General features: G+C 70.7%; 28 protein-coding genes, 3 pseudogenes and 1 riboswitch. Of the genes and pseudogenes, 17 read left to right on the top strand and 14 right to left on the bottom strand.

Annotation, left to right across the window (positions count from 1 at the left end; all coding sequences use genetic code 11):
- The first annotated feature begins 125 nt into the window (after positions 1-125).
- The 3 genes from OOK07_RS06420 to OOK07_RS06410 all read left to right on the top strand — a co-directional run bounded on the left by OOK07_RS06420 (position 126) and on the right by OOK07_RS06410 (position 2,423).
- Positions 126-671 carry a Clp protease N-terminal domain-containing protein gene (locus OOK07_RS06420; RefSeq protein ID WP_266795450.1) on the top strand — a complete coding sequence of 182 codons (546 nt, stop codon included), beginning with the start codon at positions 126-128 and terminating at the stop codon, positions 669-671.
- 107 nt (positions 672-778) lie between these two features.
- On the top strand, positions 779-1,804 hold the full coding sequence (locus OOK07_RS06415; RefSeq protein ID WP_266795448.1) for an EamA family transporter: 1,026 nt from the start codon (positions 779-781) through the stop codon (positions 1,802-1,804).
- 172 nt (positions 1,805-1,976) lie between these two features.
- On the top strand, positions 1,977-2,423 hold the full coding sequence (locus OOK07_RS06410) for an EamA family transporter (RefSeq protein ID WP_266795447.1): 447 nt from the start codon (positions 1,977-1,979) through the stop codon (positions 2,421-2,423).
- A 68-nt stretch (positions 2,424-2,491) separates the two neighbouring features.
- Here OOK07_RS06410 and OOK07_RS06405 read toward each other — a convergent pair.
- Both OOK07_RS06405 and OOK07_RS06400 read right to left on the bottom strand, forming a co-directional pair.
- Positions 2,492-2,857 (bottom strand): annotated as a pseudogene (locus OOK07_RS06405) (FMN-binding negative transcriptional regulator); the annotation flags it as partial.
- Positions 2,857-3,543: a pyridoxamine 5'-phosphate oxidase family protein gene (locus OOK07_RS06400; protein ID WP_266795445.1), complete on the bottom strand. Its 687-nt coding sequence runs from the start codon at positions 3,541-3,543 to the stop codon at positions 2,857-2,859. The gene OOK07_RS06400 and the pseudogene OOK07_RS06405, both read right to left, overlap by 1 nt.
- A 74-nt stretch (positions 3,544-3,617) precedes the next feature.
- Between OOK07_RS06400 and OOK07_RS06395 the strand changes: the two genes are divergently transcribed.
- Positions 3,618-4,949, top strand: coding sequence for an aminotransferase class I/II-fold pyridoxal phosphate-dependent enzyme (locus tag OOK07_RS06395; RefSeq protein WP_266795443.1), 1,332 nt, complete (start codon positions 3,618-3,620; stop codon positions 4,947-4,949).
- 169 nt (positions 4,950-5,118) lie between these two features.
- On the opposite strand, the gene OOK07_RS06390 is transcribed toward OOK07_RS06395, so the two are convergent.
- Positions 5,119-6,045, bottom strand: a complete 927-nt coding sequence (locus tag OOK07_RS06390) for a DMT family transporter (protein WP_266795442.1) — start codon at positions 6,043-6,045, stop codon at positions 5,119-5,121.
- Between the two features lie 74 nt (positions 6,046-6,119).
- Between OOK07_RS06390 and OOK07_RS06385 the strand changes: the two genes are divergently transcribed.
- Positions 6,120-7,022 carry a LysR family transcriptional regulator gene (locus OOK07_RS06385; RefSeq protein WP_266677736.1) on the top strand — a complete coding sequence of 301 codons (903 nt, stop codon included), beginning with the start codon at positions 6,120-6,122 and terminating at the stop codon, positions 7,020-7,022.
- A 10-nt stretch (positions 7,023-7,032) separates the two neighbouring features.
- Here the strand turns inward: OOK07_RS06385 and OOK07_RS06380 are convergent, their stop codons facing one another.
- Positions 7,033-7,500, bottom strand: coding sequence for a pyridoxamine 5'-phosphate oxidase family protein (locus OOK07_RS06380; protein WP_266677734.1), 468 nt, complete (start codon positions 7,498-7,500; stop codon positions 7,033-7,035).
- A gap of 144 nt (positions 7,501-7,644) precedes the next feature.
- Here OOK07_RS06380 and OOK07_RS06375 point away from each other — a divergent pair, with 144 nt between their 5' ends.
- Positions 7,645-8,295, top strand: coding sequence for a cysteine hydrolase family protein (locus OOK07_RS06375; protein WP_266795441.1), 651 nt, complete (start codon positions 7,645-7,647; stop codon positions 8,293-8,295).
- Here the strand turns inward: OOK07_RS06375 and OOK07_RS06370 are convergent.
- Complete coding sequence (locus OOK07_RS06370; RefSeq protein ID WP_266795440.1) at positions 8,282-8,770, bottom strand: Rieske (2Fe-2S) protein; 489 nt, start codon at positions 8,768-8,770, stop codon at positions 8,282-8,284. The two genes, OOK07_RS06375 and OOK07_RS06370, sit on opposite strands and share 14 nt — an antisense overlap.
- Before the next feature lie 191 nt (positions 8,771-8,961).
- Here OOK07_RS06370 and OOK07_RS06365 point away from each other — a divergent pair, with 191 nt between their 5' ends.
- The 7 genes from OOK07_RS06365 to OOK07_RS06335 all read left to right on the top strand — a co-directional run bounded on the left by OOK07_RS06365 (position 8,962) and on the right by OOK07_RS06335 (position 15,195).
- A complete protein-coding gene (locus OOK07_RS06365) occupies positions 8,962-9,726 on the top strand; it encodes a HipA family kinase (protein ID WP_266795438.1) in 765 nt (254 codons plus the stop codon).
- 17 nt (positions 9,727-9,743) lie between these two features.
- Complete coding sequence (locus OOK07_RS06360) at positions 9,744-10,172, top strand: DUF3037 domain-containing protein (RefSeq protein ID WP_266683371.1); 429 nt, start codon at positions 9,744-9,746, stop codon at positions 10,170-10,172.
- Positions 10,173-10,346: 174 nt separating this feature from the next.
- Entirely contained in the window at positions 10,347-11,108 is a 762-nt protein-coding gene (gene fabG, locus OOK07_RS06355) for a 3-oxoacyl-ACP reductase FabG (RefSeq protein ID WP_266795437.1), read from the top strand.
- Positions 11,109-11,122: 14 nt separating this feature from the next.
- Positions 11,123-11,884: an SDR family oxidoreductase gene (locus OOK07_RS06350; RefSeq protein WP_266677726.1), complete on the top strand. Its 762-nt coding sequence runs from the start codon at positions 11,123-11,125 to the stop codon at positions 11,882-11,884.
- 212 nt (positions 11,885-12,096) lie between these two features.
- Positions 12,097-13,680, top strand: coding sequence for an ABC transporter substrate-binding protein (locus OOK07_RS06345; protein WP_266677724.1), 1,584 nt, complete (start codon positions 12,097-12,099; stop codon positions 13,678-13,680).
- Between the two features lie 115 nt (positions 13,681-13,795).
- Positions 13,796-14,479 carry a uracil-DNA glycosylase gene (locus OOK07_RS06340; protein ID WP_266795434.1) on the top strand — a complete coding sequence of 228 codons (684 nt, stop codon included), beginning with the start codon at positions 13,796-13,798 and terminating at the stop codon, positions 14,477-14,479.
- Positions 14,480-14,673: 194 nt separating this feature from the next.
- Positions 14,674-15,195, top strand: a complete 522-nt coding sequence (locus OOK07_RS06335; protein ID WP_266677720.1) for a hypothetical protein — start codon at positions 14,674-14,676, stop codon at positions 15,193-15,195.
- Positions 15,196-15,215: 20 nt separating this feature from the next.
- Here the strand turns inward: OOK07_RS06335 and OOK07_RS06330 are convergent, their stop codons facing one another.
- Together OOK07_RS06330 and OOK07_RS06325 are read right to left on the bottom strand one after the other, a co-directional pair.
- On the bottom strand, positions 15,216-15,683 hold the full coding sequence (locus OOK07_RS06330; RefSeq protein ID WP_266795433.1) for a hypothetical protein: 468 nt from the start codon (positions 15,681-15,683) through the stop codon (positions 15,216-15,218).
- A gap of 111 nt (positions 15,684-15,794) precedes the next feature.
- The gene (locus tag OOK07_RS06325) at positions 15,795-16,310 is read right to left on the bottom strand and encodes a DinB family protein (protein WP_266795431.1); all 516 of its coding nucleotides are present in this window, start codon (positions 16,308-16,310) and stop codon (positions 15,795-15,797) included.
- 315 nt (positions 16,311-16,625) lie between these two features.
- Between OOK07_RS06325 and OOK07_RS06320 the strand changes: the two genes are divergently transcribed.
- A complete protein-coding gene (locus tag OOK07_RS06320; protein ID WP_266677714.1) occupies positions 16,626-17,531 on the top strand; it encodes a Gfo/Idh/MocA family protein in 906 nt (301 codons plus the stop codon).
- Here OOK07_RS06320 and lnt read toward each other — a convergent pair.
- The 3 genes from lnt to OOK07_RS06305 all read right to left on the bottom strand — a co-directional run bounded on the left by lnt (position 17,455) and on the right by OOK07_RS06305 (position 20,393).
- Positions 17,455-19,029, bottom strand: a complete 1,575-nt coding sequence (gene lnt / locus OOK07_RS06315) for an apolipoprotein N-acyltransferase (RefSeq protein ID WP_266677712.1) — start codon at positions 19,027-19,029, stop codon at positions 17,455-17,457. The two genes, OOK07_RS06320 and lnt, sit on opposite strands and share 77 nt — an antisense overlap.
- A gap of 71 nt (positions 19,030-19,100) precedes the next feature.
- Positions 19,101-19,586 carry a nuclear transport factor 2 family protein gene (locus tag OOK07_RS06310; protein WP_266677710.1) on the bottom strand — a complete coding sequence of 162 codons (486 nt, stop codon included), beginning with the start codon at positions 19,584-19,586 and terminating at the stop codon, positions 19,101-19,103.
- A gap of 195 nt (positions 19,587-19,781) precedes the next feature.
- Complete coding sequence (locus OOK07_RS06305; RefSeq protein ID WP_266795429.1) at positions 19,782-20,393, bottom strand: TetR/AcrR family transcriptional regulator; 612 nt, start codon at positions 20,391-20,393, stop codon at positions 19,782-19,784.
- Positions 20,394-20,562: 169 nt separating this feature from the next.
- Here OOK07_RS06305 and OOK07_RS06300 point away from each other — a divergent pair.
- Positions 20,563-20,976 (top strand): annotated as a pseudogene (locus tag OOK07_RS06300) (alpha/beta fold hydrolase); the annotation flags it as partial.
- 132 nt (positions 20,977-21,108) lie between these two features.
- Here the strand turns inward: OOK07_RS06300 and OOK07_RS06295 are convergent.
- Both OOK07_RS06295 and OOK07_RS06290 read right to left on the bottom strand, forming a co-directional pair.
- Complete coding sequence (locus tag OOK07_RS06295; protein ID WP_266677706.1) at positions 21,109-21,288, bottom strand: hypothetical protein; 180 nt, start codon at positions 21,286-21,288, stop codon at positions 21,109-21,111.
- A gap of 217 nt (positions 21,289-21,505) precedes the next feature.
- Positions 21,506-21,643: pseudogene (locus OOK07_RS06290) on the bottom strand (undecaprenyl-diphosphatase); the annotation flags it as partial.
- A 697-nt stretch (positions 21,644-22,340) separates the two neighbouring features.
- Here OOK07_RS06290 and OOK07_RS06285 point away from each other — a divergent pair.
- The gene (locus tag OOK07_RS06285; protein ID WP_266795428.1) at positions 22,341-23,924 is read left to right on the top strand and encodes an ATP-binding protein; all 1,584 of its coding nucleotides are present in this window, start codon (positions 22,341-22,343) and stop codon (positions 23,922-23,924) included.
- A 274-nt stretch (positions 23,925-24,198) separates the two neighbouring features.
- Here the strand turns inward: OOK07_RS06285 and OOK07_RS06280 are convergent, their stop codons facing one another.
- Positions 24,199-24,522 carry a hypothetical protein gene (locus tag OOK07_RS06280; RefSeq protein WP_266795426.1) on the bottom strand — a complete coding sequence of 108 codons (324 nt, stop codon included), beginning with the start codon at positions 24,520-24,522 and terminating at the stop codon, positions 24,199-24,201.
- Between OOK07_RS06280 and OOK07_RS06275 the strand changes: the two genes are divergently transcribed.
- Positions 24,521-24,910 carry a restriction system modified-DNA reader domain-containing protein gene (locus OOK07_RS06275; RefSeq protein ID WP_266795424.1) on the top strand — a complete coding sequence of 130 codons (390 nt, stop codon included), beginning with the start codon at positions 24,521-24,523 and terminating at the stop codon, positions 24,908-24,910. The genes OOK07_RS06280 and OOK07_RS06275 overlap by 2 nt on opposite strands.
- Before the next feature lie 158 nt (positions 24,911-25,068).
- Here the strand turns inward: OOK07_RS06275 and OOK07_RS06270 are convergent, their stop codons facing one another.
- Complete coding sequence (locus tag OOK07_RS06270; RefSeq protein WP_406311250.1) at positions 25,069-25,323, bottom strand: transcriptional regulator; 255 nt, start codon at positions 25,321-25,323, stop codon at positions 25,069-25,071.
- Positions 25,324-25,401: 78 nt separating this feature from the next.
- Positions 25,402-25,612, top strand: a riboswitch (cobalamin riboswitch).

Below are 25,612 nucleotides of genomic sequence, written 5' to 3'. Positions count from 1 at the left end.
GGGAAAACGGCCTGATCTCATCCGTAAGGAGGAGATTCCAGCTCGCCGAGTCCACTCTCTGTGGGACGCCGAAATGCTTCCCCTCGGGGATGACCGGAGGCGAAGAGACTGATGGGGTTGGGGATGTGCAACCCCGTATCCCTCCGCAGTCGCTCGGCGAGCAGGCCGTCGGTCCCCGCGCGGACAACGATGCCAGGCTCACTGCCGAACTGGCAGCGGTGGTGTCCGGTGCCCGCCGCCGGGCCGTACGCGGCGGGGACCGCCAGATCGACACGGCCCATCTGCTGCACTCGCTCGTGGAGAACGACCCCGAGGTGCGGAGCGTCTTCGACGACGGGCCCGAGATCGCCCGGCTGCTCGGCTACCTGGTGCAGCGCAGCATCGGCTACGGCCTGCGCTGGCAGGGTTCCGTCGAGGACTCGGGCGCCGTACCCGTGGTGACGGAGTCCGAGACCTTCTCGCCGCTGGCCGCGGGTGCGATGGACCACGCCTGCGACCGCGCCGCCGCCCGTGGCCCCGAACCGGCCACCGGGATCGACCTCCTCGCCGCGATCGTCGTCGACCCACAGGCGCGGGCCGTCGAGGTCCTCGGCCGGGCCGGTATCGAGACGAGCGCCGTGCTGGCCCGCATCGAGGAACGACACCCACAGAGGGGCCGGCCGAGCCGCTGAGCCGTCGCGGACCGCCGGGGCAGGGGACGTTGCCGGGAAGTGAGGCTCGTCCAGTCAATGAGACAGGTGTCATTGAGGGTGACGCTCCTGTCGTGGACTGTCATCATGTGCCGGTGCATACGTCTGAGAGCCGGCGGGGCGGCCGGAACGGCAGTGGCAGCGGCAGCGGCAAGGGTGTCGGGTTGGGTCTCGCCCTCGGGTCCGCGCTCGCCTTCGGCGGATCCGGTGTCGCGGCGAAGCCGCTGATCGAGGCGGGGCTCGACCCGCTCCACGTGGTGTGGCTGCGCGTGGCCGGTGCGGCCCTGGTGATGCTGCCGGTCGCCGTGCGTCACCACGCCCTGCTGCGTCGCCGCCCGGCACTGCTCGCCGGGTTCGGACTGCTCGCCGTGGCCGGTGTGCAGGCCTGCTACTTCGCGGCGATCTCCCGGATACCCGTCGGGGTCGCGCTGCTCGTCGAGTACCTCGCGCCCGCCCTCGTCCTCGGCTGGGTCCGGTTCGTGCAGCGCCGCCCGGTGACGCGTGCCGCCGCGCTCGGCGTGCTCCTCGCGGTAGGCGGGCTCGCCTGCGTCGTCGAGGTCTGGTCGGGACTGAGCTTCGACGCCGTGGGCCTGTTGCTCGCGCTCGGCGCCGCGGGCTGCCAGGTCGGCTACTTCGTCCTGTCCGACCAGGGCAGCGACGCCGGCGACGACGCGCCCGACCCGCTCGGCGTCATCGCGTACGGCCTGCTGATCGGCGCCCTCGTCCTGACCGCTGTGGCCCGCCCCTGGACCATGGACTGGTCCGTGCTGACGGGCACCGCGCAGATGGACGGCACCCCGGTATCCGCCCTCGCCCTGCTGGCCTGGATCGTCGTCGTCGCCACAGTCCTCGCGTACGTCACCGGTGTGCTGTCGGTGCGCAGGCTCTCGCCGCAGGTCGCGGGCGTCGTGGCCTGCCTCGAAGCGGTCGTCGCCACCGTCCTGGCCTGGGTACTGCTCGGCGAGCACCTCTCGGCGCCGCAGATCGTCGGCGGCGCGGTCGTCCTGGCGGGCGCCCTCATCGCGCAGTCGTCGGCACCCGCCAAGGCGTCTTCGGAGCCGGTGGCGAGCGGCGGCCCGGAAAGGCAGTCGTCCTCCCGCGAAACCGCCGCATAGGCTGCGCGATCATGCACCCGAACGCACTCGTTCTTCCGCCTCCGGCCGCCTGAGGCGGGCCTCCGGAATCCACGCCCGACCTGGTCGGGTGGACGGTGCTGCCCGCAGAAGAAGTCCACGGCCCCGCTGACGCCGGGCCCTTCCGAACTTCTGCACTCTGCGGAGACCCTTCGTGTCGAATGCTGCTTCTGGCCTGCCCGTCGGGCGAGGCCTGCTCTTCCTAATCGTCGCCGGTGTCGCCTGGGGCACCGCGGGCGCGACCGCCTCCCTGGTCTACCGGACCAGTGACATGGGCTGTTCCGCCCTCTCCTTCTGGCGCTGCGCGGGCGGCCTCGTCCTCCTGCTCGCCGCCAGCCTCCTGCGCCCGCGCGTCCGCACCGTCGTACGCGAGCCGCTCGGCCGCAGGGCGCTGCGGGTGGGTGTCACCGGTGTCGGAGCCACCGTGTCCGTGATCATGCTGCTGGAGCCGGTCGGTGCGGCGATCCTGGCGGTCGCCCTGCTCGGTGAACGGCTCACCGCGGCCACCGTGGCGGGCACACTGCTGATGCTCGGCTCGGTCGTGGGGCTGGCCCTGGCGGAGGCGCGGGGCGCGGCGACAAAGGACCTGGTGCTCGGCTGAGGCGGGGGGTGCGGGGGCCGGCCCCGGCCCCCGCACCCCCCGCCTCAGCCGGGCCCCCGCACCCCGGTCTTCGCCGGGTCGTCCACCACACGGGCCCGGCAACGGAGTTGGACCGCCGCGTAGAAACTCGTCGGTGTGCCGTGCTCGGACTGGGCGTCCGGCGGGGCCTGCCAGGGGCCGGGGACATACACGTAGTCGTCGACCACGCTCAGTACGACGTCCGGGTTCGCCTCCAGTGCGGGCCACAGGGGGTTGGGCCGGGCGAGGTGGGTGAGGACCTCGCCGCGCTCGGCGTCGTACAGGAAGTGGAGCGGCTGGACGTACGGTGGCTCGCCCGGCAGGCCGTTGACAGCGAGCTGCCCGAAGTCGTGGACGGAGAGCCACTGTTGCCACTCGTCGTCGTCGCGAGCGGCGTCCCAGGGATGGATCAGCATCACCGCACCGCCAGATAGCCGGGCAGCTCGGTGCCGGGTGCCAGGCCGGCGTCGGGCACCGGGAGTTCATGGCCCTTCCTCAGCGGGACGACGCCGGCCCAGTGCGGCAGGGCGAGGTCCTCGGGCTCGTCGTTCACGCCGCCCGTGCGGAGCTTGGCGGAGACCTCGTTCAGGTCGAGCCGGATCACGGCGGTGGCCGCCAGTTCCTTCTTGTTCGCGGGCCGGGAGTCGGCCGCCCGGCCCGGCACGACATGGTCCACCAGCGCGTCCAGGGCCGCCCGCTTCTCCTCGGGCTCCGTCACGTCGTGTGCGATCCCGTGCACCACCACGGACCGGTAGTTGATCGAATGGTGGAAGGCCGAGCGGGCGAGGACGAGTGCGTCGACGTGGGTGACCGTCAGGCACACCGGGAGCCCGGGGTCGGCCTGGCCGGTCATCCGCAGCGGCCGCGAGCCCGTCGAGCCGTGCACGTACAGCCGGTCGCCGACCCGCCCGTACAGCGTCGGCAGCACCACCGGCGCCCCGTCGCGGACGAAGCCCAGATGGCAGACATAGCCCTCGTCGAGTATCGCGTGGACGAGGTCCTTGTCGTACGACGCCCGCTCCGCGGACCGGGTGGGGACGGTGCGGTCGGTCGGCGTGTAGGCGGTGGGCTGCGACGTCGGCTGTGGCTGGGTCCCCTGCATTGCGATCTCCGTTGCTCTGCGCGTTGCTGCTGTCCGTGTTGCGAAGTGTATTGCACTAGTGCATAATCTTGTTTGTGCTAGAAGGATATCGGATCGAAGGGCGACGCGCAGCGGAGATTGCGTCGAGCGTCGAGCGTGCGGTGGGGTCCGGCGAGCTGGAACCGGGTCAACTGCTGCCGCCGATGCGGGAGTTGGCGGTCGAGCTGGGCGTGAACGCCAATACGGTCGCGTCCGCGTACCGGATCCTGCGGGAGCGTGGGGTCATCGAGACGGCCGGGCGCAGGGGCAGCCGGGTGCGGTCCAAGCCGGCCACCACCGGGCGCGACCACGTCCGCATGGATGTGCCGGAAGGGGTGCGGGACGTGGCGAACGGCAACCCCGATCCGGCGCTGCTGCCGTCGCTGGCGAAGGCGTTCGCGGCGGCGGGTGAGCAGGGTGACCGGGAGCCCGTGCTGTACGGAGACGCCCTCGTGGAGCCGGAGTTGGCGCGGATCGCGCGCGCGGCACTGGACGCCGACGGGGTGCCGGAGGGTCCACTGACCCTCGCGTCCGGCTCACTGGACGCCATCGAGCGCGTGCTCGCGGCACATCTCAAGCCGGGGGACACCGTCGCCGTGGAGGACCCGGGGTGGGGCAGCCTGCTGGACCTCGTCCCGGCGGTCGGGCTGCGCACGGCGCCGGTGGGGGTGGACGACGAGGGGCCGCTCCCCTCCGACGTACGGCGGGCCCTGGAGGCCGGTGCACGCGCCCTGATCGTCACGGACCGCGCACAGAACCCGACCGGCGCCGCGGTGACCGCCACCCGCGCGCGTGCCCTACGCGCCGTACTCCGTGAGCACCCGGAGACACTCCTCGTCGAGGACGACCACGGCCACGGCATCGTCGACCTCCCCCTCCACCCCCTCGCCGGCGTCACCCGGCGCTGGGCGTTCGTGCGCTCGGTCGCCAAGGCCTACGGCCCCGACCTGCGCCTCGCGGTCCTCGCCGGCGACCCCGTCACCGTCGACCGGGTGGCCGGCCGGCACCGCCTCGGCCCCGGCTGGGTCAGCCGTGTCATCCAGCGTGCCGTCGTACGGCTGTGGGCCGACGGCGTACTCGACACGCGCACGGTGGCGGCGGCCTACCGCAGCCGCCGGGACCTGCTGATCGACGCCCTCGCGGAACGCGGCGTCGAGGCCCACGGCCGCAGCGGCCTGAACGTCTGGATCCCGGTGCCCGACGAAACCGGCGCCGTCGCCCGCCTGCTGCACGGAGGGTGGGCGGTGGCCCCGGGTGCCCGCTTCAGGATGAGTGCCCGGCCGGGCATCCGGGTCACGGTCGCGACCCTTGCGCCGGAGGAGGCCGGCCCCTTGGCGGACGCGATCGCCGAAGCCTTGGTCCCACCGTCGACCCGGACTTACGTCTAGCAGCGGCGGAGGTAGCGGCGGTATAGGCGGCAGCGGTGGGTCAAGGGGCGCGGGGCTGTATCGATGCGCGGCTTCGCGGCATGGAGGGTGCGACGAGCCGCCTCACATTCCGCCCGTGCCTGCGGCTCTGGCGTCCGCCCTCGTGCCTGCGGCCCTGGTATCCGCACCTTCAGGCGCCCCGCCGAGCCTGAGTAAGTGCCGCCCCGGCCAGCACCACCACCGCCCCGACCGGAGTCGACCATCTCAGCGACTCACCGAGGATCGCAACCCCCGCCGCGGTGGCGATGACCGGAATGAAGTAGGTGACCATCTGCGCCGTCGTCGGCCCGACTTCGGCGACCAGCCCGTACTGGATGAGGAGGGCCAGGCCCGTCCCGAGCGCCCCCAGTGTCGCGATCGCAAGCAGCGGCACCGGAGGGAAACGCACCGGGAACGACGTGAACAACGGTGTGACGACGGCAAGTTGTCCTGTCGCCAGCAACAACTGCGCACTCGTCATGGACAGATGGGAGTGCCCACTCCCGGCCAGGGTCCGGCGGACGTAGATCCAGCCGATCGGATAGCTCAGCGACGCCAGCAGAGCCATCGCCGTGCCCCTGGCGTCCAGGCCGCTGAATCCCTGCCACGCGCCGAGGACCGTCAGAACGCCGAGGAACCCGAGACCGAGACCCGCGACACGGACCCGCGTGGGCCGGTCCTCGGAGAGGGCGACCAGGGACAGGGCCATGCCCCACAGCGGCGAGGTCGCGTTGCAGATACCCGCCAGCGTGGAGGGGATCGTCAGCTCGGAGTAGGCGAACAGCGAGAAGGGCAACGCGTTCAGCAGAAAGGCGGCGACCGCCAGGTGCCCCCACGTCCGCGCCCCGCGCGGCAGCCGCTCCCGCTTCACCGTCATCGCCACCGCGAGCACCGCCGTCCCGAACACCAGCCGCCCCAGGGTGACCTGGAAGGGTGCGTATCCCTCCGTGCCGACCTTGATCAGCAGGAAGCTGAAGCCCCAGATCGCGGAGAGGACGCCGAAGCGCACACGCCAGTCGAGAGCGGGGCGGCGGGCGGAGGCGCGGACGGGGGTCCGGGGCGCGGTCGCGGTGGTCATGGTCGTAACGATGCTGCAGACTACGTCGTAGCACAATCGAGTTTTCTCATCGGCCATGTCGTAGCATTGCTTACATGTTGAATCTGGAGCGTCTGCGCACCCTCGACGCCCTCGCCCGGCACGGCTCCGTCAGCGGTGCCGCCGAGGGGCTGCACGTCACGACGTCGGCGGTCTCCCAGCAGATGTCCAAGCTGGAGCGCGAGATCGGCCAGCAGCTCCTCGCGAAGAACGGACGCGGTGTGCGGCTCACGGACGCGGGCCGCCTGCTCGCCGAGCACGCGGCACGCATCCTGTCGCAGGTCGAACTCGCCCAGTCGGACCTGGAGGCTCACCGCGGTGAAGTGGTGGGGGAGTTGCGGCTGGCCGCGTTCCCGACCGCGGCGCGCGGTCTGTTCCCGGCCGCGCTGTCCCGGCTGCGCTCGGTGCATCCTGGTCTGCGCGTCACCTCGCGGGAGATGGAGCCCGAGCCCGCCGTACTCGCCGTCATGCGCGGTGATTTGGACCTGGCCGTCGTCCTCGACTGGTACAACCGGCCGCTGCCGGTGCCCGACGGGCTCGCCAAGGCCGTCATCCTCGACGACACCGCCGACGTGGCGATGCCCTCGGACCACCCGTACGCGGACCGGGCCGAGGTGGACCTGGAGGACTTCGCCGACGACGACTGGATCACCTGGGGCGAGAGCGAGTTCTGCCATGAGTGGCTGATCCACACACTGCGCTCCAAGGGCATCGAGCCGCGCGTCGCCCACCGCGCCGAGGAGCACCCCACTCAGCTCGCCCTGGTCGGCGCGGGCCTCGGGGTGTGCGTGGCGCCGAGGCTGGGGCGCGGTCCGCTCCCCGAGGGCGTGCGGGCCGTGCCCGTGCGCCAGTCGGTGCGCCGGCAGATCCGCGCCGTCTGGCGCGCGGACGCGGACCGCCGCCCGTCGATCCGGGCGGCGGTGGAGGCGTTGCAGGAAGCGGCGCGGCAGGTCGGCTGACCGGGCGGGACTACGCCGGACCCAGCTTTCTGAAGTCCCAGGACACGATCTTCTCCGGGGTCAGCCGCACCCAGGCGTGCCGGCCGTCGTGCGGCATCTCCTCCAGGTTGAAGTTCTTCCGGGCGAACAGCGTCTCCGGGACGTCGAGTTCGGCACACAGCTCCCCGGTGCGGGGGAACTCGCCGACGAACTCGACCGATCCGGACAGCTCCACGCCGCGCAGCTCGTCGTACTCCTCGCCGGTGTCGACCACGACCGCGACCCGGGCATCGCGTCGCAGGTCCGTCCAGCGCTTGCTGCGCACGACGGAGTACAGCCACATCGATGTGCCGTCCCAGGCGAACCACAGGGTGCTCACGTGCGGAGCACCGCCCGCCGAGACGGTGGCGACCCGGCAGGTGCGCTGGATGGCGAGGAACTCGTCCAGCTCGCCCGGCGTCATCATGATCTTCCGGCCACGGCGCTGAGTGACGGTCATGCGGCCCCCTCTTTCGCTCACGTCGTGTCAGAGGAACTCCAGTGATCCTCTGACATCACGTCAGAAAAGGATGAGACGTCTTCCGTCCATACGCAATGGCCGTTACGCTCGCGCGCTCCGGACCGCCGTCCACGAGGGGGAACCGTGCCGTCGTACGAACAGCTCAGCGAACTCCTCGACCCGGCGGCCACCGTGCTGCTGACGGTCGAGTGCCAGCAGGGGGTCGTCGGCCCGGACAGCGCGTTGCCCGAACTGGCCCGGGAGGCACGCTCGTCGGGAGCCCTCGTCAACATCGCCCGGCTGGTGGCGGCCGCGCACCAGAGCGGCATCCAGGTCGTCCACGCGATCGCGGAGCGCCGTCCGGACGGCCGCGGTGCGAACCGCAACGCCCGCCTCTTCCGCGCCGCCGGACGCCTGCCCGTCCAGCAGTTGTCCGGCACCACGGCGGTGCGTGTCGCCGCCCCGATCGAGGTCACCGAAGAGGACTTCGTCGTACGACGACTGCACGGGCTGTCCCCGATCCAGGGCACCGACGTCGACGCCCTGCTGCGCAACCTGGGCTGCCGCACACTGGTCGTGACCGGTGTCTCGGCCAACGTGGCGATCCCGAACGCCGTCTTCGACGCCGTGAACCGCGGCTACACCGCCGTAGTGCCGTCCGATGCCGTCGCAGGGGTGCCTTCCGACTACACCTCCGCGATGATCCGGCACACCCTCGCTCTGGTCGCCACGGTCGCGACCACGGACGAGGTGCTGGCCTGCCTCACACGGCAGCGCCGGATCAGGCCAGCGTGATCGAGTCCCCGTCCACGGTGATCTTCTTGGCGCCCAGCGGTTCGAGGGCGGGACCGTGCTTCACACTGCCGTCGGTGACGGAGAAGCGGCTGCCGTGACAGGCACAGACCAGAATGTCGTCCTGGAGGTCCGTCATCGGGCACTGCCGGTGGGTGCAGATGGTCGTGAAGGCCTTGAACTCGCCCGCCTTCGGCTGCGAGACCACCACCTGATGGTCACTGAAGACCTTTCCGCCGCCCTCCGGTATGTCGGAGGTCTTGGCGAGGGCGGTGCCGCCGGAGCCGGACGAGGCGTTGCCGCCCGCGCCGGAGTCACCGCCGCTCGCGTTCGCGCCGGCCTGCGTGTTCGCGGAGTCGGAGGAGCCGTCGTCCGATCCGCATGCGGTCAGCGCGACGGCGAGTCCCGCCGCGCCCACCGCCGCGATGACGGTACGGCGGGCAGGGCCCGCAACGGGGGGAAGTGATTCGCGGCTCATGCTGACGTTCCCTTCCAATCAAGATTCACAGATCTGTCAGGGGGTACGGGCTGCGCGCACCGGTTGTTCAGACGCAGTCGAGAGCTTGACCCCATCTCGCTCAGAGGTGGGTAAAACCGCGCTGTCGCTTTGCTGTCGATGCCGGCGCACCGCGCGCCCGGGGCCCACCGCCTCCCCAGTAGCCTGGGGCGATGCTCAAGGAAGTGATCGCGACCCGCTACATCACGCCCCTGCGGGAGGGCGGATCGCTGCCGGGACTCGTCGAGGCCGACGACTTCGGGACGTACGTCATGAAGTTCACCGGCGCCGGACAGGGCCGCAAGACGCTGGTCGCCGAGGTCGTCTGCGGTGAACTCGCCCGTCGGCTCGGCCTCCGGGTGCCGCGACTGGTGACGATCGGCCTCGACGCGGTGCTGGGGCTCGGCGAGCCCGACCAGCAGGTGCAGGAGCTGCTGAGGTCCAGCGGCGGCACCAATCTCGGCATGGACTTCCTCTCCGGTGCCCTCGGTTTCGACCCGCTCGCCTTCCGCGTGAGCCCCGAGGAGGCCGGGCGGATCGTCTGGTTCGACGCGCTGGTGAACAACGTCGACCGTTCGTGGCGCAACCCCAACCTGCTGATGCACCGCGGCGAGGTGTGGCTCATCGACCACGGCGCCACGATGATCTGGCACCACAACTGGCCCGGCGCGGAGGCCTCCGCGCTCCGCCCCTACGACGCCTCCGACCACACCCTCGCCCGCTTCGCGCCCGATCTCGCGGGCGCCGCCGCCGACCTGGCACCCCGCGTCACCGAGGACCTGCTGGCCGAGGTCACCGCCGAGATCCCAGACGTCTGGCTGACCGACGAACCCGGTTTCGGCTCACCGGACGACCTCAGACGGGCGTATGCGCGCCCCTTGCTCGCCCGGGCCGCCGCCGTCCACGAGCGCGTGACCGGAATCGAGGAGAGCAAGTGAGCGAGCGCCACATCCACATGGCCGGACATGTGGTCGAGCGCCACATCATCAGGGGCAGCGAGGCCAACGACCGGGATGTCTTCGAGTACGCCCTGCTGCGCGTCGTGCCGCGTGTCGAGCGTGGCGAGTGCATCAACGCCGGGGTGCTCCTGTACTGCCGCGCCCAGGCCTATGTGGGCGCCCGTACCCACCTGGACGAGGCGCGGCTGCTGGCCCTCGACCCGGGCGCGGACGTGGCCGGCATCCGGGCCGCCCTCGACGCCGTCGAGGGCGTGTGCGGCGGCGGGGACGCGGCGGGCCAGGCCGCGGGCGACGACGCCGGACGGCGCTTCCGCTGGCTGATCGCGCCGCGCTCCACGGTCGTCCAGCCCGGTCCGGTGCACACTGGGCTCACCGCCGATCCGGCGGCCGAAACGGAGCGCCTGCTCGACCTGCTGGTGAGGTAATGGATCACACCGGCGCCGCGTGCCGTTGACACCGAGTGCCAGGCCTTCTAGCGTCACGTCTGCCGAAGGTACTAAGCGGTCGCTCACCCAGCGGGCGTAGAGTCGGGTCGACGTACTTTCCAGCCGACGTACTTTCGAGCGGGCCTACTTTCTCGAGGGCGAGGAGAAGCAGACATGTCCACCACTGAGCAGCGGGTCGCCGCGGTCACCGGAGGGGCGCGCGGCATCGGTGCCGCCACCGCCGTACGACTGGCCGCGGAGGGCCACGCGGTCGCCGTGATCGACCTCGACGAGGCCGCTTGCAAGGACACCGTGGAGAAGATCACCGCGGCCGGCGGCAAGGCCCTCGCGGTCGGTGCCGACGTCTCCGACGAGGCGCAGGTCGAGGCCGCCGTCGCGCGCGTCGCCGAGGAACTGGGCGCGCCGACCATCCTCGTCAACAACGCGGGCGTGCTGCGCGACAACCTGCTGTTCAAGATGAACGTCTCCGACTGGGACACCGTCATGAACGTGCACCTGCGCGGCGCCTTCCTGATGTGCAAGGCAGTTCAGAAGCACATGGTCGACGCCGGCTTCGGCCGTATCGTCAACCTGTCCTCGTCCTCGGCGCTCGGCAACCGCGGCCAGGTCAACTACTCGGCCGCCAAGGCCGGTCTGCAGGGCTTCACCAAGACCCTCGCCAAGGAGCTCGGCAAGTTCGGCATCACCGCCAACGCCGTCGCCCCCGGGTTCATCGCCACCGAGATGACCAAGGCCACCGCCGACCGCGTCGGCATGGGCTTCGAGGACTTCAAGGCCGCGGCCGCCACTCAGATCCCCGTGGCGCGGGTCGGCGAGCCGGACGACATCGCCAACGCCATCGCCTTCTTCGCGGGCGAGGCGGCCGGATTCGTCTCCGGCCAGGTGCTGTACGTCGCCGGCGGACCGCTCGACTAGGAGAACACGACCCCATGACTGAACTGCCCGAACTCTCCGGCAAGGTCGCCATCGTCACGGGCGCCAGCCGTGGCATCGGCTACGGCGTCGCCGAGGCGCTGATCGCCCGCGGCGACCGTGTGACCATCACCGGCCGCAACGAGGACGCCCTCAAGGAGGCCGTCGAGAAGCTCGGCGCCGAGCGCGTCATCGGCGTGGCCGGCAAGGCGCACGACCTGGGCCACCAGAGCGAAGTCGTCGCGCGCACGATGGAGGCATTCGGCCGCGTCGACCACCTGGTCAACAACGCCGGTACCAACCCGGTGTTCGGCCCGATCGCCGACCTCGACCTGGACGTCGCGCGCAAGGTCTTCGAGACCAACGTGATCTCCGCGCTCGGCTTCGCGCAGAAGACCTGGCACGCCTGGCAGAAGGACAACGGCGGGACGATCGTGAACATCGCGTCCGTCGCGGGTCTCGCGCCCTCGCCCTTCATCGCCGCGTACGGCGTCAGCAAGGCCGCGCTGATCAACCTGACCCAGCAGCTGGCGCACGAGTTCGCGCCCAAGGTGCGGGTCAACGCGATCGCCCCGGCCGTGGTGAAGACCCAGTTCGCCAAGGCTCTCTACGAGGGCCGGGAGGAGGAGGCGGCCGCCGCCTACCCGCTGGCCCGGCTCGGCGTGCCCTCCGACATCGGTGGCGCGGCCGCGTTCCTCACCTCCGGGCAGTCCGCCTGGGTCACCGGCCAGACGATCGTCGTCGACGGCGGCATCTTCCTGAACGCCGGCGTCTCCTGACGCGACCCGTTGCGAACGTAACGATCGGGCACCCAAGGGCGCCGTTTCCTTGACGGAAACGGCGCCCTTGTCGTCGCACGGGAAGGGCGCAGCCACATGACAACGTCGTCATGAACGAGCTGATCAAGGGCCCTGTGCCAACCGGGTTCAACCCTCGCGGCACTGCGGTATGGTCTGCCGACCCTTGGCGGGGACGAGCGAGGAGCGAGCGCGTGTTCAACCGGAACCGAGGTCTGCGGCGAGTGGCGGCCATCGCGTCCATATCGTCGCTGGTGGCCGGGTGCGGCATCCTGTCGTCGGGCTCCTCCGACGACAAGGGACCCATCGTCGTCGGGACGACCAGTGCGCCCAGCACGCTGGATCCCGCCGCTTCCTGGGACCAGTCCTGGGAACTGTTCCGCAACATTTACCAGACGTTGCTCAGCTACCCCTCCGGAGCGACCACCCCGCAGCCGGACGCTGCCGACAACTGCCGCTTCTCGGACAAATCAAACACGGTGTACACCTGTGAGCTGCGCTCGGGACTGAAGTTCTCCGACGGGCACACGCTCGACGCCAAAGCGGTCAAGCACTCCATCGACCGGATCCGCCGGATCAACGTCAACGGCGGGCCCGCCGGCCTGCTCGGCAGTCTCGACCGGGTGCAGGCGCTGGGCGACCGGGACGTCGTCTTCCATCTCAACAAGCCCGACGCCACCTTCCCGTTCGTGCTCGCGACGCCGGCCATGTCGATCGTCGACCCCGAGGAGTACCCGGCCGGCTCCCTGCGCAAGGACGACAAGGTCTACGGCTCCGGGCCCTACACGCTCCATGCGTACGAAGAAGGCAAGAAGGCCGAACTCGTCAAGAACGACGGCTACAAGGGATACGCCGAGCGCAGGAACGACGCGGTGACCATCCGCTACTTCCAGGACTCCGCCTCCATGGTCACCGCGCTGAAGGACAAGAAGCTCGACGTCGCCTTCCGCGGTATCAACGCGGACGACATCGTCGACCTCCAGAAGCACGACGCCGGCGGGAACGTCCAGCTCGTCGAGGGCGCCGGCACCGAGATCAACTACCTGGTGTTCAACCCCAAGGACTCCTGGGCCGCCAAGGCCGCGGTCCGCAAGGCCGTCGCGCAGGTCATCGACCGCGGCGCGATCGCGCACAAGGTCTACCAGGACACGGTCGAGCCGCTGTACTCCATGGTCCCGAAGGGCCTGACCGGCCACACCACCGACTTCTTCGACGACTTCGGAAGCCCCAGCGCCACCAAGGCCCGCAAGATCCTCACCGCTGCGGGCATCACCCAGCGCGTCCCGCTCACCCTCTGGTACACCAGCGACCGCTACGGCTCCTCCACCAAGCTGGAGTTCGCGGAGATCAAGCGCCAGCTGGACGACTCCGGGCTCTTCACGGTCACCCTCAGGAGCCGTCCCTGGAAGACGTATGTGACGGGTTACCAGAAGGGTGAGTATCCGGTGTTCGGGCGCGGCTGGTCTCCCGACTTCCCGGACCCCGACAACTTCATCGCGCCGTTCGTCGGCAACCAGAACGCGCTGGGCACGCCGTATCCGGCGCCCGAGATCACCGGGGTGCTGCTGCCCCGCTCCCGCAGCGAAAGCGACCGGGCCGACGTGGTCTCGGACTTCGAGCAGGCCCAGCAGATCCTCGTGAACGACGCACGGCTGCTGCCGCTGTGGCAGGGCAAGCAGTTCGTGGCCGCGAGTGACGAGATCTCCGGGGCGGAGCGGGCGCTGGACCCGTCGACGATCATGCTGATGTGGGAGCTTTACCGCAAGACCAGCTGGTAGCGCCTGGTCTGTGCGGTGGCCGGGCCGATTGTCAGTGCCCGCCTGTAGGTTCTGAGGCCTGGACGTGAGCACACCTCCAGGGCCACCGTTCGCCGCACACCGTAAGGAAGTTGACGTGACCGACATCGCCATGCTGCCCGAGTCCTGGCGCGGGGTCCTGGGCGACGAGCTGCAGCAGCCCTACTTCAAGGAGTTGACGGAGTTCGTCGAGGAGGAGCGGGCCAAGGGGCCGGTCCATCCTCCGCGCGAGGAGGTCTTCGCCGCCCTGGACGCGACGCGCTACGACGAGGTGAAGGTCCTGATCCTCGGCCAGGACCCATACCACGGCCAGGGCCAGGGCCACGGACTGTGCTTCTCGGTACGTCCCGGAGTGAAGACCCCGCCCTCCCTGCGCAACATCTACAAGGAGATGAACCAGGAACTGGGCACCCCGATCCCGGACAACGGCTATCTCATGCCGTGGGCCCAGCAGGGCGTCCTGCTGCTCAACGCGGTGCTCACGGTGCGCGGCGGCGAGGCCAACTCGCACAAGGGCCGCGGCTGGGAGAAGTTCACCGACGCGGTGATCCGTGCGGTGGCCGACCGGCACGACCCGGTGGTCTTCGTGCTGTGGGGCAACTACGCGCAGAAGAAGCTCCCGCTGATCGACGAGAGCCGCCACGCGGTGGTCAAGGGCGCGCACCCCTCGCCGCTGTCCGCGAAGAAGTTCTTCGGCTCCCGCCCGTTCACGCAGATCAACGACGCGGTCGCGGCCCAGGGCCACCAGCCGATCGACTGGACGATTCCGAACCTGGGCTGACGTTCGTGGCTGCCGGCGCGGCAGTTCCCACGGGCGCGGGGCTGTGTCGATACGCGGCTCCGCTGCGTGGGCGCGACCGGCCCCACCGGCCGGCAGTGACCGGCCCTCGGCACAACGGCGCAGCCTGACCAGGATTCCAGCCCCAGCCAATTAGCGTCGGGAACGGACAAACCGACAACGCCCCGGAGGGCAGCGTGGCCAAGGGACAGGAGCAGGCGGCACCGGATGCCGTGATGACGCGGATCGGGCAGGTCGTCATGCTGCATCACGCGGGCGACCGCGAGGAGGCCCGGCACCGCTACCTGGAGCTGTGGGCCGAGATCGGCGAGGACGGCGACCCGCTGCACCGCTGCACCCTGGCCCACTACATGGCCGACGCCCAGGACGATCCCGCGGACGAACTGGCTTGGGACCTCAGGGCGTTGACGGCCGCCGAGGAACTCACGGACGACCGGCTCGCCGGACACGGGAGCGTGCTCGCGGTGCGCGCCCTGTGCCCGTCCCTGCATCTGAACCTGGCGGCCGACTACGTGAAGCTCGGCCGCGGCGGAGCCGCCCGCACCCATCTGCGCCGTGCCCGCGACACGGCCGGGGCGCTGGGCGACGACAGCTACGGGGACGGGGTGAGGGCGGCCATCGAGCGCCTGGAACTGCGGCTGGGGGAGAGCGGGCCGGACGGGGACGGATGGCGGGGGCCGCCGCGGCAGCGGCTCTAGCCGGACGCGTCGCGGCCGCTTCAACTCCCGTACGTCTGCTCGCAGATGATGGCCTCCGGACTGCCCGCCCGCCAGCCCCCGTACTGCCTGCCGAGGGCGCACATATCCGTCCCCTTCGTGACCGGACCACCCGTGTCCGGGGCCTCGACGCGCGGCTGCCGCTGGTGCCCGGAATCCGGATGCGCCACCCGGGGACGGGAGTGCCGAGGCGGGCGAGGTACCGGCTGCTGCCGGGCCGTGGCCGGCGGCCCGTGCCGCTCGGGTGCCCTGGGCTCCGCCCGCCGGGACGGGCCGATCATCTCCAGTGCCTCACGGGCCGGCGCCTGCACGATCTGCGGCTCAGCCGCGTCGGCGGTGTGCGACGCAGACGGCAGGGACGGCGTCGTCGGCGGCCCGGGCGCGGGTGGGCGCTGGACCGTTACACAGCCGGTGAGGGCCGAGACAGCCACAGTGACCAGGAGTATTGCGGTGGTTGTCGTTCGCTGCACCCGGCAACAATGTCGGTTTTGGTGGCCAGGCGGACAGCGGACGGGTGCAGGATGCCCCGCACGGGTGATCTCCCGCCCCGTACGGAGGCCGCGCACCCGGGCCCGGTGACGTCAGTCGCCCGTGGCACCGTCGATGCGCTCGCGGATCAGGTCGGCGTGGCCGTTGTGCCGCGCGTACTCCTCGATCATGTGGGTGTGGATCCAGCGCAGGTTGAAGCGCTCACCGGTGCGCCGGTGTTTGCCCTTGGAGATGTCGTCCAGGGTGAGGCGGGCCGCGTTGCTCCGGGCGATCGCGATCTCGGCCTGCCAGGCCGCGTACGTCTGCTCCCAGGTGTCCGATTCGGTGAGGCGGAACTCGCCGTCGGGGTCGTCCTCGTAGCTGAAGTAGAGGGGTGGTGCGTCCTCGTTGTCGAGGACCCGGCGGTACCAGGATCGCTCCACCTCCGTCATGTGCCTCACCAGTCCCATGAGCGACAGGTTGGAGGGGTCCACCGAAGCGGTCCTGAGCTGTTCGTCGGTCAGGCCCTCGCACTTCTGGGCCAGGGTCTGCCGGTGGTAGTCGAGCCAGCCGTCCAGCATGGTGCGTTCGTCGGCGGTTGTCGCGGGTTCGTGCCGTTCGGTCGTCATGACCACATCCTTTCCCAGCCGCTCCGATCCGACCACGAGTTTTCTCAGCCGCCGGACATGCCGCCCGGCAGTTCCCGCAGCCCCGACCGCACGTCCTCCAGGGCCGGTGTCCCGGCGCTGTCGATGTCGCGCGCCTGAACATGACGGGCAACCGGGCGCGCATGGCCGTACGCGACACGGCGATCGCCGTACTGCCAAGGCCGCGCCCGCGCTGCCGCTGCGCGGCTTCGGCTCCCTCGCCGACCGGCGGCCGCCGCCGCAGCAGCCGTATGCTTCCGGCAGAACCCCGGCAGGCAACCGCTAGGAGATCGCCCCGTGAAGGTCGGCTGCATCGGACTCGGCGACATCGCGCAGAAGGCCTACCTTCCGGTGGTCGGCGGTTTGCCCGGCGTCGAGCTGCATCTGCAGACCCGGACGCCGGCGACGCTCGACCGCGTCGGCGACGGCCTCCACCTCCCGGCCGACCATAGGCACACCACCCTGGACGCACTGCTCGCCCAGGACCTGGACGCCGCCTTCGTGCACGCCCCCACCGTCGTGCACCCGGAGATCGTGACCCGCCTCCTGGAAGCGGGCGTGCCGACCTACGTCGACAAGCCGCTCGCCTACGAACTCGCCGACTCCGAGCGGCTGGTGACGCTCGCCGAGGAGCGCGAGGTCTCCCTTGCCGTCGGCTTCAACCGGCGCCACGCCCCCGGGTACGCGCAGTGCGCCGAGCACCCGCGCGAGCTGATCCTCATGCAGAAGAACCGCATCGGGCTGCCGGAGGAACCGCGCTCGATGATCCTCGACGACTTCATCCACGTCGTGGACACGCTGCGCTTCCTGGCGCCCGGCCCTGTCGACGACGTGACCGTGCGCGCCCGCGTCGTGGACGGGCTCCTGCACCACGTCGTGCTGCAGCTGGCCGGCGAGGGGTTCACCGCGCTGGGCGTGATGAACCGGCTCAGCGGTTCGGCGGAGGAGATCCTGGAGGTGTCCGGGCAGGACACCAAGCGTCAGGTGGTCAACCTCGCCGAGGTGATCGACCACAAGGGCCAGCCGACCGTGCGGCGGCGCGGTGACTGGGTGCCCGTGGCCCGGCAGCGCGGCATCGAGCAAGCGGTGCACGCCTTCCTCGACGCCGTGCGCGCGGGCGAGGTGCTCAGCGCCCGGGACGCACTGGCGACTCACGAACTGTGCGAGCGGGTGGTACGTGCGGTTCAGGACCGGGCCGCCTGAGCCGGACGGTCCGTACGCCTTCGCTCGCGCACCACACGGCGAGGATCAGGAGGGCGGCGTGCACCGGCCAGTCACCGTGGCGGACGTACGCGGTGGTGCCGTGCGCCAGCGGAATGTCGAACACCTGCGCGCTGCTGGAGCCCGTGCCGAGCCACGAGCCCAGGCGCTGCCCGCTCGCCCCGTACACGGCCGAGACTCCCGTCAGTGTCGCGTGCACCAGGGGGCGGCCGGTCTCGGCGGCGCGCAGCGCGGCGAGCGAAGCGTGCTGCTCCGGGGCCCAGCTGTGCTGGAAGCTGGAGGTCGACGACTGGGCTATGAGCACGTCGGCGCCGTCGTCCGCGAGATGGCGGCTCATGTCGGGGAACGCCGACTCGAAGCAGACCATCGGGCCGACGCGCAGCCCGTGCCCGACGTTCATCACGACCTGCTCCGTGCCGCGTTGGCGGTCCTCACCGGCCGCCTTGCCGACGGACGTCACCCAGCCGAGCGCCGAGCGGAAGGGCACGTACTCGCCGAACGGCACGAGCCGCATCTTGTCGTAGCGGTCGCCGGTCAGGCCGTCCGGGCCGACGAGCACCGAACTCTTGTAGATACCGGGCCTGTCGGAGCGGCGGGCGTCCACGTTGACGAGGATGCCGGCTCCCGTCGCGCGTGAGAGAGCCGCGATCCGCTTCGCGAGGTCGGGCCGGTCGCCGAGGTCGAAACCGACGCTGCTCTCGCCCCAGACGACCAGGTCGACGTTCTGTCCGGCGAGTTGCCGGGTGAGCAGCTCCTCGCGGTCGAAGCGCCGGTCGGCACTGTCCGCGCCGTCGATGACGCCGGGCTGTACGACGGCGATCCGCACCCGGCCGTCGACATCGGGGCGCGGGGACCACACCCAGGCCGCCGAGGTCGCGGCGGCGGTCGCGACGAGGCCCGCCACTGCCGGAACCCGCGACTCGCGGACGGACACCAGCACGGCGAACGACACGTTGACGGCCACGACCAGGAAGCTGAGCAGCCACACCCCGCCGACCGACGCGAGCCGCAGCGCGGGCTGCACCTGCCACTGACTGGAGCCGAGGACGCCCCAAGGGCCGCCCAGCCCCTGCCAGGAGCGGACGAGCTCGACCGCCAGCCATGCCGACGGCAGCACGACGAGGGCGGCGATGACCCGCCCCGGCCCGGGCACCCCGCTCAGGAGGCGCCGCACGAGCCAGCCCCACGGGGCCCACAGTGCGCCCAGCAGCGCGGCGATGAGGAAGATGAACACATGCAGGCTCGGCAGCAGCCAGTGGTGCACGGCCACCAGGTAGCCGAACCCGCCGCACCAGCCGTCGTAGGCCGCCCGTTTCCCGGTCGGCGCGGAGCGGACCAGCACGATCCAGGGGATCAGGGCGACATAGGCGAACCACCACAGCGACGGGGCGGGGAACGCGAACACGGGCAGGGCGCCCGCCAGTACGGCGATCGCCGAGCGCCGCCACGGGGAGGCGAGCCACGGACCGAAGGTCTTCATACGGCACCTCCCTACCCAGTGGTGGCTCCAGTGTGCGTGCTGTCGATGCCCGTGGACAGAGGGCCCCCGGGTCAGTCGGCCGCGGAGGCGGCGTGCGGCTCGGGGAGACGGCGCCACTTCTCCTGTACGACGACCTCGCTCAGCCGCCAGCCGTCGTGCGTCCGCAGCAGCCCGAAGGCGTAGCGGCCGCCGCACACGAAGTCGGGAGCGGCCGACTCCCCTCCGTCCGCCGCGAACCGCATCGGATTGATGTAATCCGCCCGCACGCGCGCGGTGTCGCCTGCGTCCTGATCCAGGATCCCGAACCGCACCCGCCGGTTGACGATCAGATGCTGTCGCATCGGGAACAGCAGCATGCTCTCGGCGAGCCAGGCGGCGACCTTGCCGGAGCTTCCCTCGATGCCGCCGGCCGAGCGGTAGTCCGCCCGCCCTTTGAGCGTGAACAGCCCCCGGTACGCCTCCCAGTCGCCGTCGTCCACGGCCGCCGCGTAGTCGGTGACCACCTCGTCCACGGCCAGCCGGTCCATCACGGTCGCGAGCTCCACGCGCTGCGTCATTGGATCAGTGTTGGGCATGGGGCGTGCCCGGCCAAGGGGGTGTGCGGCATCAACCCGACTTCGCATTCGCCAGACCTCGCCTCAACCCAACTTCCGCGCCCGCGCACGCCGTTCGAGGCCCACGGCGCACGGACACCGAGGCTGGATCAAAACGTCTGGGTCACGAACGGCCGGGTCACGAACGGTGGCGAGCGCTCAGTCGGCCGCACCTTGGAAGATCCGGTCCAGATGGTGGTGCAGCACCTTGGCGGCCGCCTCCGGGCTGCGCTGGCCGACGAGGACGCTCGTGCCGAGCCCCGCGGACATGGCGAGCAGGCTGACCGCCTCCAGCTGCGCGTCCGCGCCGGGGTACAGGAGCCCCGCTTCACCGGCCTGCCGCAGCAGCGAGGTCAGGGCCTGCTCGGCGGCATCGGGGTTTCTGATGAAGGGCTGAGCGGCAAGCGCCTCGTCCGTCACGGCCAGCACGGTGTACGAGGTGTAGAGGAAATGGAAGGTGCGGCTCTCCTCGTCGGCAGGCAACGCCGCCATCAGCAGCGCCTCCGCGACCGCGCGCGGGCCCGGACCGTCCCCCGCCGCCGCGACCCGGGCGGCGACCCGCTCCCCGAACCTTTCCGCCAGCTGCTGCAGACCGAAGATGAGCAGCTTCTCCTTGGTCTCGAAGTAGTACTGGACCAGCCGTAGCGACACATCCGCCTCGGCCGCGACGTCGCGCATCCCCGCGGCGTGCAGTCCGCGCCGCCCGGCGACCCGGATGAGCGCCTCCGCGATCTCGGTCCGTCGTTGTGCGTGATCCACACGCTTCGGCATTTTCCCTGCCTCGCCCTCGGTCCAGCTGAGCGGCCCGGCGGCGGGCCACATCCGTCGCCGTCATGGTACATCCGTACCAAATAGATGGTACGGTCGTATCACGAACAGGTGATCGCTTCTGGAGATGGACATCCGTGCCCGAGACCACGACCCGAGACCGTGCCCGTCCGGCGGCCTGGAGAAGGTCGGTCTGCGTTTCTTCGTCTGGATCTTCGTCAGCCTGTTCGCGACGTTCGCCCCGAAGGCTCTGCGGCCCCGGCTGGCCCGCCTGCTGGAGCAACCGGTCCTGATCGTGCCGGAGTTGCGGACGATGATCCGCCTGGGCGTCCGCGCCTACCGCATACGACGTCCGGCCCCACTCCCGCTCTCCGACGCCGAACTCTCCAGCGTCCGCACCCCGCTCCATCTGATCCTCGGCAGGCGAAGCCTTCTGGTGCACCCGCGGCGCCAGGTGGAGCGCGTACCGCGCCTTGTGTCCGGCGCCAGGGCCGAGATTATCTCGAACACGGGCCACGGACCGCAGGTCGACCATGCGGACGACGTCAACCGGCGGATGGTGGCCTTCATGGAGGGGGTTGGCTGATGCCTGATGCCTGATGCCTGATGGCGGCAGGAGGCTGGGGGCTCGGGCTGGGGGCGGGGGCTCCTTCATGTGCGGGGCGTATGCAAGGTGCCCCATGCCGAGGGGCTCAAGACCCTCGCCTTCAAACCGCCTTCAGGCCGCCTTGATGACGCCGCTCCGGATCGCGGCCGCCCACTCGACCACCAACAGCTCGTACTCCGCGCGCTCCTGGGCCGAAAGGGAGCCGCCCGCGCGCATCCACAGCGCACGGATCTGCTCGTTGACCTCGGCGGCAGAACGCACGGAACCAGGCGATAAGGAATCCGGGGACATGCCACAAGCCTAGGGGCAGGCACTGACACTGCGCTACCGGACGGCTACCCGGGACGTATGTGATTGGTCACGGATTTTCGTGGCAACACGCGTGCGCGCAGCCGCTGTTCGGCCCGCGGCCGGGACCGGTCCAGGAACGCTCCCATCACTGTGACCAGGTCGGTGCCCAGCGGTGTGAGCTGTCAGGTCCTCTCGGAGGCGGGCCGGTGTCGGTGGGTCAGCCCGCCGACTCCGCCGCGTGCGGGCTCAGCGCGCCCGTCGCGACAAGGGCGATGATGACGATGCCGAGCGCGATGCGATACCAGACGAACGGCATGAAACTCTTGGTCGAGATGAACTTCATGAACGAAACTATGTCGACGTGTCCTGAGCGGCTTTGACCTGCTGGTTTCCACCACTTTTCAAGATCGAATGGTAGAGCGGTGGGAGATGGCGCCTTTCCAGTGCCCTCCCTCGCCGACCACGAACGGCGCAGCCACCTGCTTTGCAGCGAATCGGCAATCTCCTGCTCCATGGCCAGGGCAACGTGCGAGTGGAGACCATCCACGCCGGCGACCTCGCGGCCCATGCGGGTCTCCACGGCGATGCGACTGTGTCGATCTTCGTCCAGCCACTCCTTGCCGCCGTGACGAAGCAGGTACAGCCGCTTTCCGGCGTTCGTGGTCGCGGGGAACCGGCCCCTGACCCGCGGCCAAACTGTCCAACAAGGCACTGGCCGCAGTGCGCGCCTCGGTCGCTCACCAGCCCGGATGAGATCTTCGGCAAGGGCAGGATGCATGAGGCCGACTGGGACGACAGCGGTGCCCCGGATGAGCTGATCGGCACGCGAAGAGCTGTGCCGCGGTGACCTGCATGCCCTGGCGGTCGCCGGAGGCGCTCCAGCGGTCACCGCACCCCAGCGGGCGCTGGCCGCGTTTCTGCGTCTGCCCGCCGGGTGATCCCCGCACGGGGGCACCGCTGCTCTGGCACTCGTGCCCGTGCGGGGCGGTGTAGCCGGTGGTCGGGTGCACGGTCGCCTCAGGTTGTCGGTGCCGTCGGCTAGCGTGCGCGGTATGCGCTACTTCAATACGGCCGGGCCGTGCGTCCCCACGCGTCACTACATGGTGCCGGCCCAGGAGCGGCTGCCCAGGGCCCGCGGGTACATCGAGCAGGGTCAGTACTTCGTGGTGCACGCGCCACGGCAGACCGGGAAGACGACGGTGCTGGCGGCGATGGCCCGGGAACTGACGCCCTCGGGCCGGTACGCAGCGCTGCACTTCTCGTGCGAGAGCGCGGAGGTGGCCGGGGAGGACTACGGCCAGGCCGAGCTGCTGGTGCTGGAGGCGATTCGGCGGTCCGCGGAGTCCGCTGGGCTTCCTGATGAGCTCGCGCCCCCCGCATCCAGGCCCGACGCGGTGCCCGGGTCCCGGCTCACGCGGGGGCTGGCTGAGTGGGTGCGGAGCTGTCCGCGTCCGCTGGTGCTGTTCTTCGACGAGATCGACGCGCTGCGGGGGGAGAGCCTGCGCAGTGTGCTGCCGCAGTTGCGCGATGGCTTCACTGTCAGCCGTGGCGGCTTCCCGCATGCGGTGGTGCTGTGCGGGCTGCGGGATGTGCGTGACTACAAGGCGGCCTCGGGCGGGGATCCGGGGCGCCTTGGTACGTCGAGTCCGTTCAACATCAAGGTGGCGTCGCTGCGGTTGGGCGACTTCACCGAGGCCGAGGTCGCCGAGCTGTACGGGCAGCACACCACGCAGACGGGCCAGGATTTCACGGTGGATGCGCTGGAGCGTGCCTTCAGCTTTACCCAGGGACAGCCGTGGCTGGTCAACGCGCTGGCCCGGGAGGTCGTCGAGGAGATGGGGGTGCCGTCGGACACGCCGATCACGGCCGAGCACATGGAGGAGGCGAAGGAGCGGCTGATCCTGGCGCGTGCGACGCATCTGGACTCGCTGGCCGCCAGGTTGGGCGAGGACCGGGTGCGGCGGGTGATCCAGCCGGTGATCGCGGGCGAGCTGCTCCTGCCGACGGACACGTACGACGACGATCTGGCGTACGTGCGTGACCTGGGGCTGGTCGCTCCGGACGCGCCGGTGCGGGTGGCCAATCCGATCTACCAGGAGGTGATTGTCCGGGTCCTGGGAAACAACACGGAGGGCCAGGTCGTCGCCGCCCCGAGCAGCTTCCGGCTGCCGGACGGCCGGATCGACATGGACAAGCTGCTGTGCTCCTTCGCCGAGTTCTGGCGGGAGAACGGCGAGATCCTGGCCACCGCCTCGACCTACCCGGAGGCCGCAGCACAGCTGGTGATGATGGCCTACCTGCACCGGATCGTGAACGGGGCGGGTTTCATCGACCGGGAGTACGGGGTCGGCCGGCGGCGCGTGGACCTGCTGATCCGCCAGCCGTACACCGCTGCCGACGGTTCGCGGGCGGTGCAGCGCGAGGCGCTGGAGCTGAAGGTGTGGCGCCAGGGCCGCACCGACCCCCTCGCCGAGGGGCTGGCACAGTTGGACGACTACCTGGACCGCATGGAGCTGTCCACGGGCACCCTCGTCGTCTTCGACACCCGCTCGCAGGCAGCCCCGGTCCACGAGCGCACCGCCTTCTCGCAGCAGACCACGCCCTCCGGGCGCACCGTCACCCTGCTGCGCGCCTGACGGCCGGGAGACCTCAGCCAGGAGCGCCCCCGGATCTTCCTCCCGTGGCCGTGTTCCCGGAGCAGCACGGGTTCGGTGCGGGAGCCGAGATCTTCGGTGCCCAGTACGCGACGTGCCCGGCCACCCGGGTCACTGGTGGCTGGCCTGCGACGTGTCGAACTACGGCATCGCCTGCAGACACTGCAACAGCGGCGGAGCCCGCTACGACGGTGTCCGGGAAGGCCGCGCCAAGGGCAGCCAGTTGCCGGTCATAGGCGGTACCCGCGCCCGCGCATCAGCCGACGACCTGGACCGCGAACAGCCGCTGCTCCTGGACCCCGCCCACCACAGCGACCCCGACCTGCTCGGCTTCGACAGCGCCGGCTACGCCCGGCGCAGCAGCACCCCCTACTCGCAGGCCGAAGCGAAACGCGGCCTGTGCCGCGCCGACGAAACCATACGGATCCTCGCGCTCAACGACTCCCACCTCGTCCCGCTCCGCAGCCGCCTCATGGGGGCGGTCGGCGTGCTCGCCCGCTACGGGGACGATCCCGCCATACAGCAGCTGATCGACGACAAGGTGGGGGCCCAAGGCGCCATACAGCTCAGCAGTCGCCATGGCCCTGGCCCTGCAGCGCGCCTGCGACCGGCCCGCCGCCGCGCCCACACCGGCCGCAACGACGCCCGGCATCACACCCACCATCGACCCGACACGCTCCCGAGTCGACCTGCAAGACCTGCTGGAACATCTGGACCCGGACGACCTGAAGGTCGGCATCACCCTCACCGGCCGGCACGAGAAGAAGGCGCACCAGGCAGTCCTGAACCACGAGGGCCAATTCAAAGTCCTGGGCCGCCCCTGGCGCACCCCGACCACCGCCGCCAGGGCCGCGACCGGCAGCAACAAGATCGACGGCTGGGACTTCTGGCGTCTGACCATCGCCGGTGTGGAGCAGACCCTCGCCGAATTCCGCGCCACGCACTTCCCGCCCACCGCACCGGTGTGAGAGGGCGGAACTGTCCGCCTCGCCGGCGGCGGTCTCCTGCTGATCCCTTCGGTCTTCGTCGGGAATATCGCCGCCCACCTGGAAGACCCCTGGCTCAGGACCTTGATCTACCCTGCCCGCGGCACCGCCGCCCTGCGGGGCGAACGGGAGACCGTCCCTCAACCGGACGCGCTGACCGCTCTGGTCGGCCGGGCCCGAGCCCGGCTGGTCGCGATGGCGAGGTCCGAGACAGCGAGCGGACCCGTCTGGCGCAGGGCCATCAGGAGGGCGAGGCGCCCGGGATCGGAGAGCAGGGAGAACCGCTCCGCCCAGGCGCGGACGTGGTCGGGCTCGCCGATGGCGGCGACGGCGTCGCAGACCCGGTGGCCGTCGATGGCGCGGCGGTCTGCGCGTTCGGCGGGGACGAGATGCATGGAGGCATCCTCGCAGGCGGCAGTGTGATCTTGGATACCTGCGCAGCTGTGCAGGTATCCAGGCGTGAGGGGGCGCCCGTACGGTGGGCGGGCCGTGGTGTTCGGGAAGACCGGTGACGGCCCCTCGTGGTTCGGGGGGTTCAGGCCGGAGCGGCCCTCGCCACTGTGATCGGGGAGTCTTCGTCCCAGTTGTGCACGGTCACTGTCCGCCCCCGGGCGGACGGGAAGGCCGGGACGAAAGACGCGCGCACCCGTCAGCCAGGAGACCGGCCACGGCACTTCACGAAGT

The organism is Streptomyces sp. NBC_00078 (genome assembly GCF_026343335.1).
Taxonomy (GTDB): Bacteria; Actinomycetota; Actinomycetes; order Streptomycetales; family Streptomycetaceae; genus Streptomyces.
Note: the sequence above shows the minus strand (reverse complement) of the source record. Positions and strands in the feature narration are given on the sequence as shown.

Coding starts and splice junctions, on each gene's coding strand:
- OOK07_RS06365 (WP_266795438.1), top strand. CDS start 8,962: ATGCTCAAGGAAGTGATCGCGACCCGCTACATCACGCCCCTGCGGGAG.
- OOK07_RS06305 (WP_266795429.1), bottom strand. CDS start 20,393: ATGCCGAAGCGTGTGGATCACGCACAACGACGGACCGAGATCGCGGAG.
- OOK07_RS06380 (WP_266677734.1), bottom strand. CDS start 7,500: ATGACCGTCACTCAGCGCCGTGGCCGGAAGATCATGATGACGCCGGGC.
- OOK07_RS06295 (WP_266677706.1), bottom strand. CDS start 21,288: ATGTCCCCGGATTCCTTATCGCCTGGTTCCGTGCGTTCTGCCGCCGAG.
- OOK07_RS06360 (WP_266683371.1), top strand. CDS start 9,744: ATGGCCGGACATGTGGTCGAGCGCCACATCATCAGGGGCAGCGAGGCC.
- OOK07_RS06400 (WP_266795445.1), bottom strand. CDS start 3,543: ATGCAGGGGACCCAGCCACAGCCGACGTCGCAGCCCACCGCCTACACG.
- OOK07_RS06370 (WP_266795440.1), bottom strand. CDS start 8,770: ATGAGCCGCGAATCACTTCCCCCCGTTGCGGGCCCTGCCCGCCGTACC.
- OOK07_RS06285 (WP_266795428.1), top strand. CDS start 22,341: ATGCGCTACTTCAATACGGCCGGGCCGTGCGTCCCCACGCGTCACTAC.
- OOK07_RS06280 (WP_266795426.1), bottom strand. CDS start 24,522: ATGGCGACTGCTGAGCTGTATGGCGCCTTGGGCCCCCACCTTGTCGTC.
- OOK07_RS06310 (WP_266677710.1), bottom strand. CDS start 19,586: ATGACGCAGCGCGTGGAGCTCGCGACCGTGATGGACCGGCTGGCCGTG.
- OOK07_RS06325 (WP_266795431.1), bottom strand. CDS start 16,310: ATGACGACCGAACGGCACGAACCCGCGACAACCGCCGACGAACGCACC.
- OOK07_RS06390 (WP_266795442.1), bottom strand. CDS start 6,045: ATGACCACCGCGACCGCGCCCCGGACCCCCGTCCGCGCCTCCGCCCGC.
- OOK07_RS06270 (WP_406311250.1), bottom strand. CDS start 25,323: ATGCATCTCGTCCCCGCCGAACGCGCAGACCGCCGCGCCATCGACGGC.
- OOK07_RS06275 (WP_266795424.1), top strand. CDS start 24,521: ATGGCCCTGGCCCTGCAGCGCGCCTGCGACCGGCCCGCCGCCGCGCCC.
- OOK07_RS06350 (WP_266677726.1), top strand. CDS start 11,123: ATGACTGAACTGCCCGAACTCTCCGGCAAGGTCGCCATCGTCACGGGC.
- OOK07_RS06385 (WP_266677736.1), top strand. CDS start 6,120: ATGTTGAATCTGGAGCGTCTGCGCACCCTCGACGCCCTCGCCCGGCAC.
- lnt (WP_266677712.1), bottom strand. CDS start 19,029: ATGAAGACCTTCGGTCCGTGGCTCGCCTCCCCGTGGCGGCGCTCGGCG.
- fabG (WP_266795437.1), top strand. CDS start 10,347: ATGTCCACCACTGAGCAGCGGGTCGCCGCGGTCACCGGAGGGGCGCGC.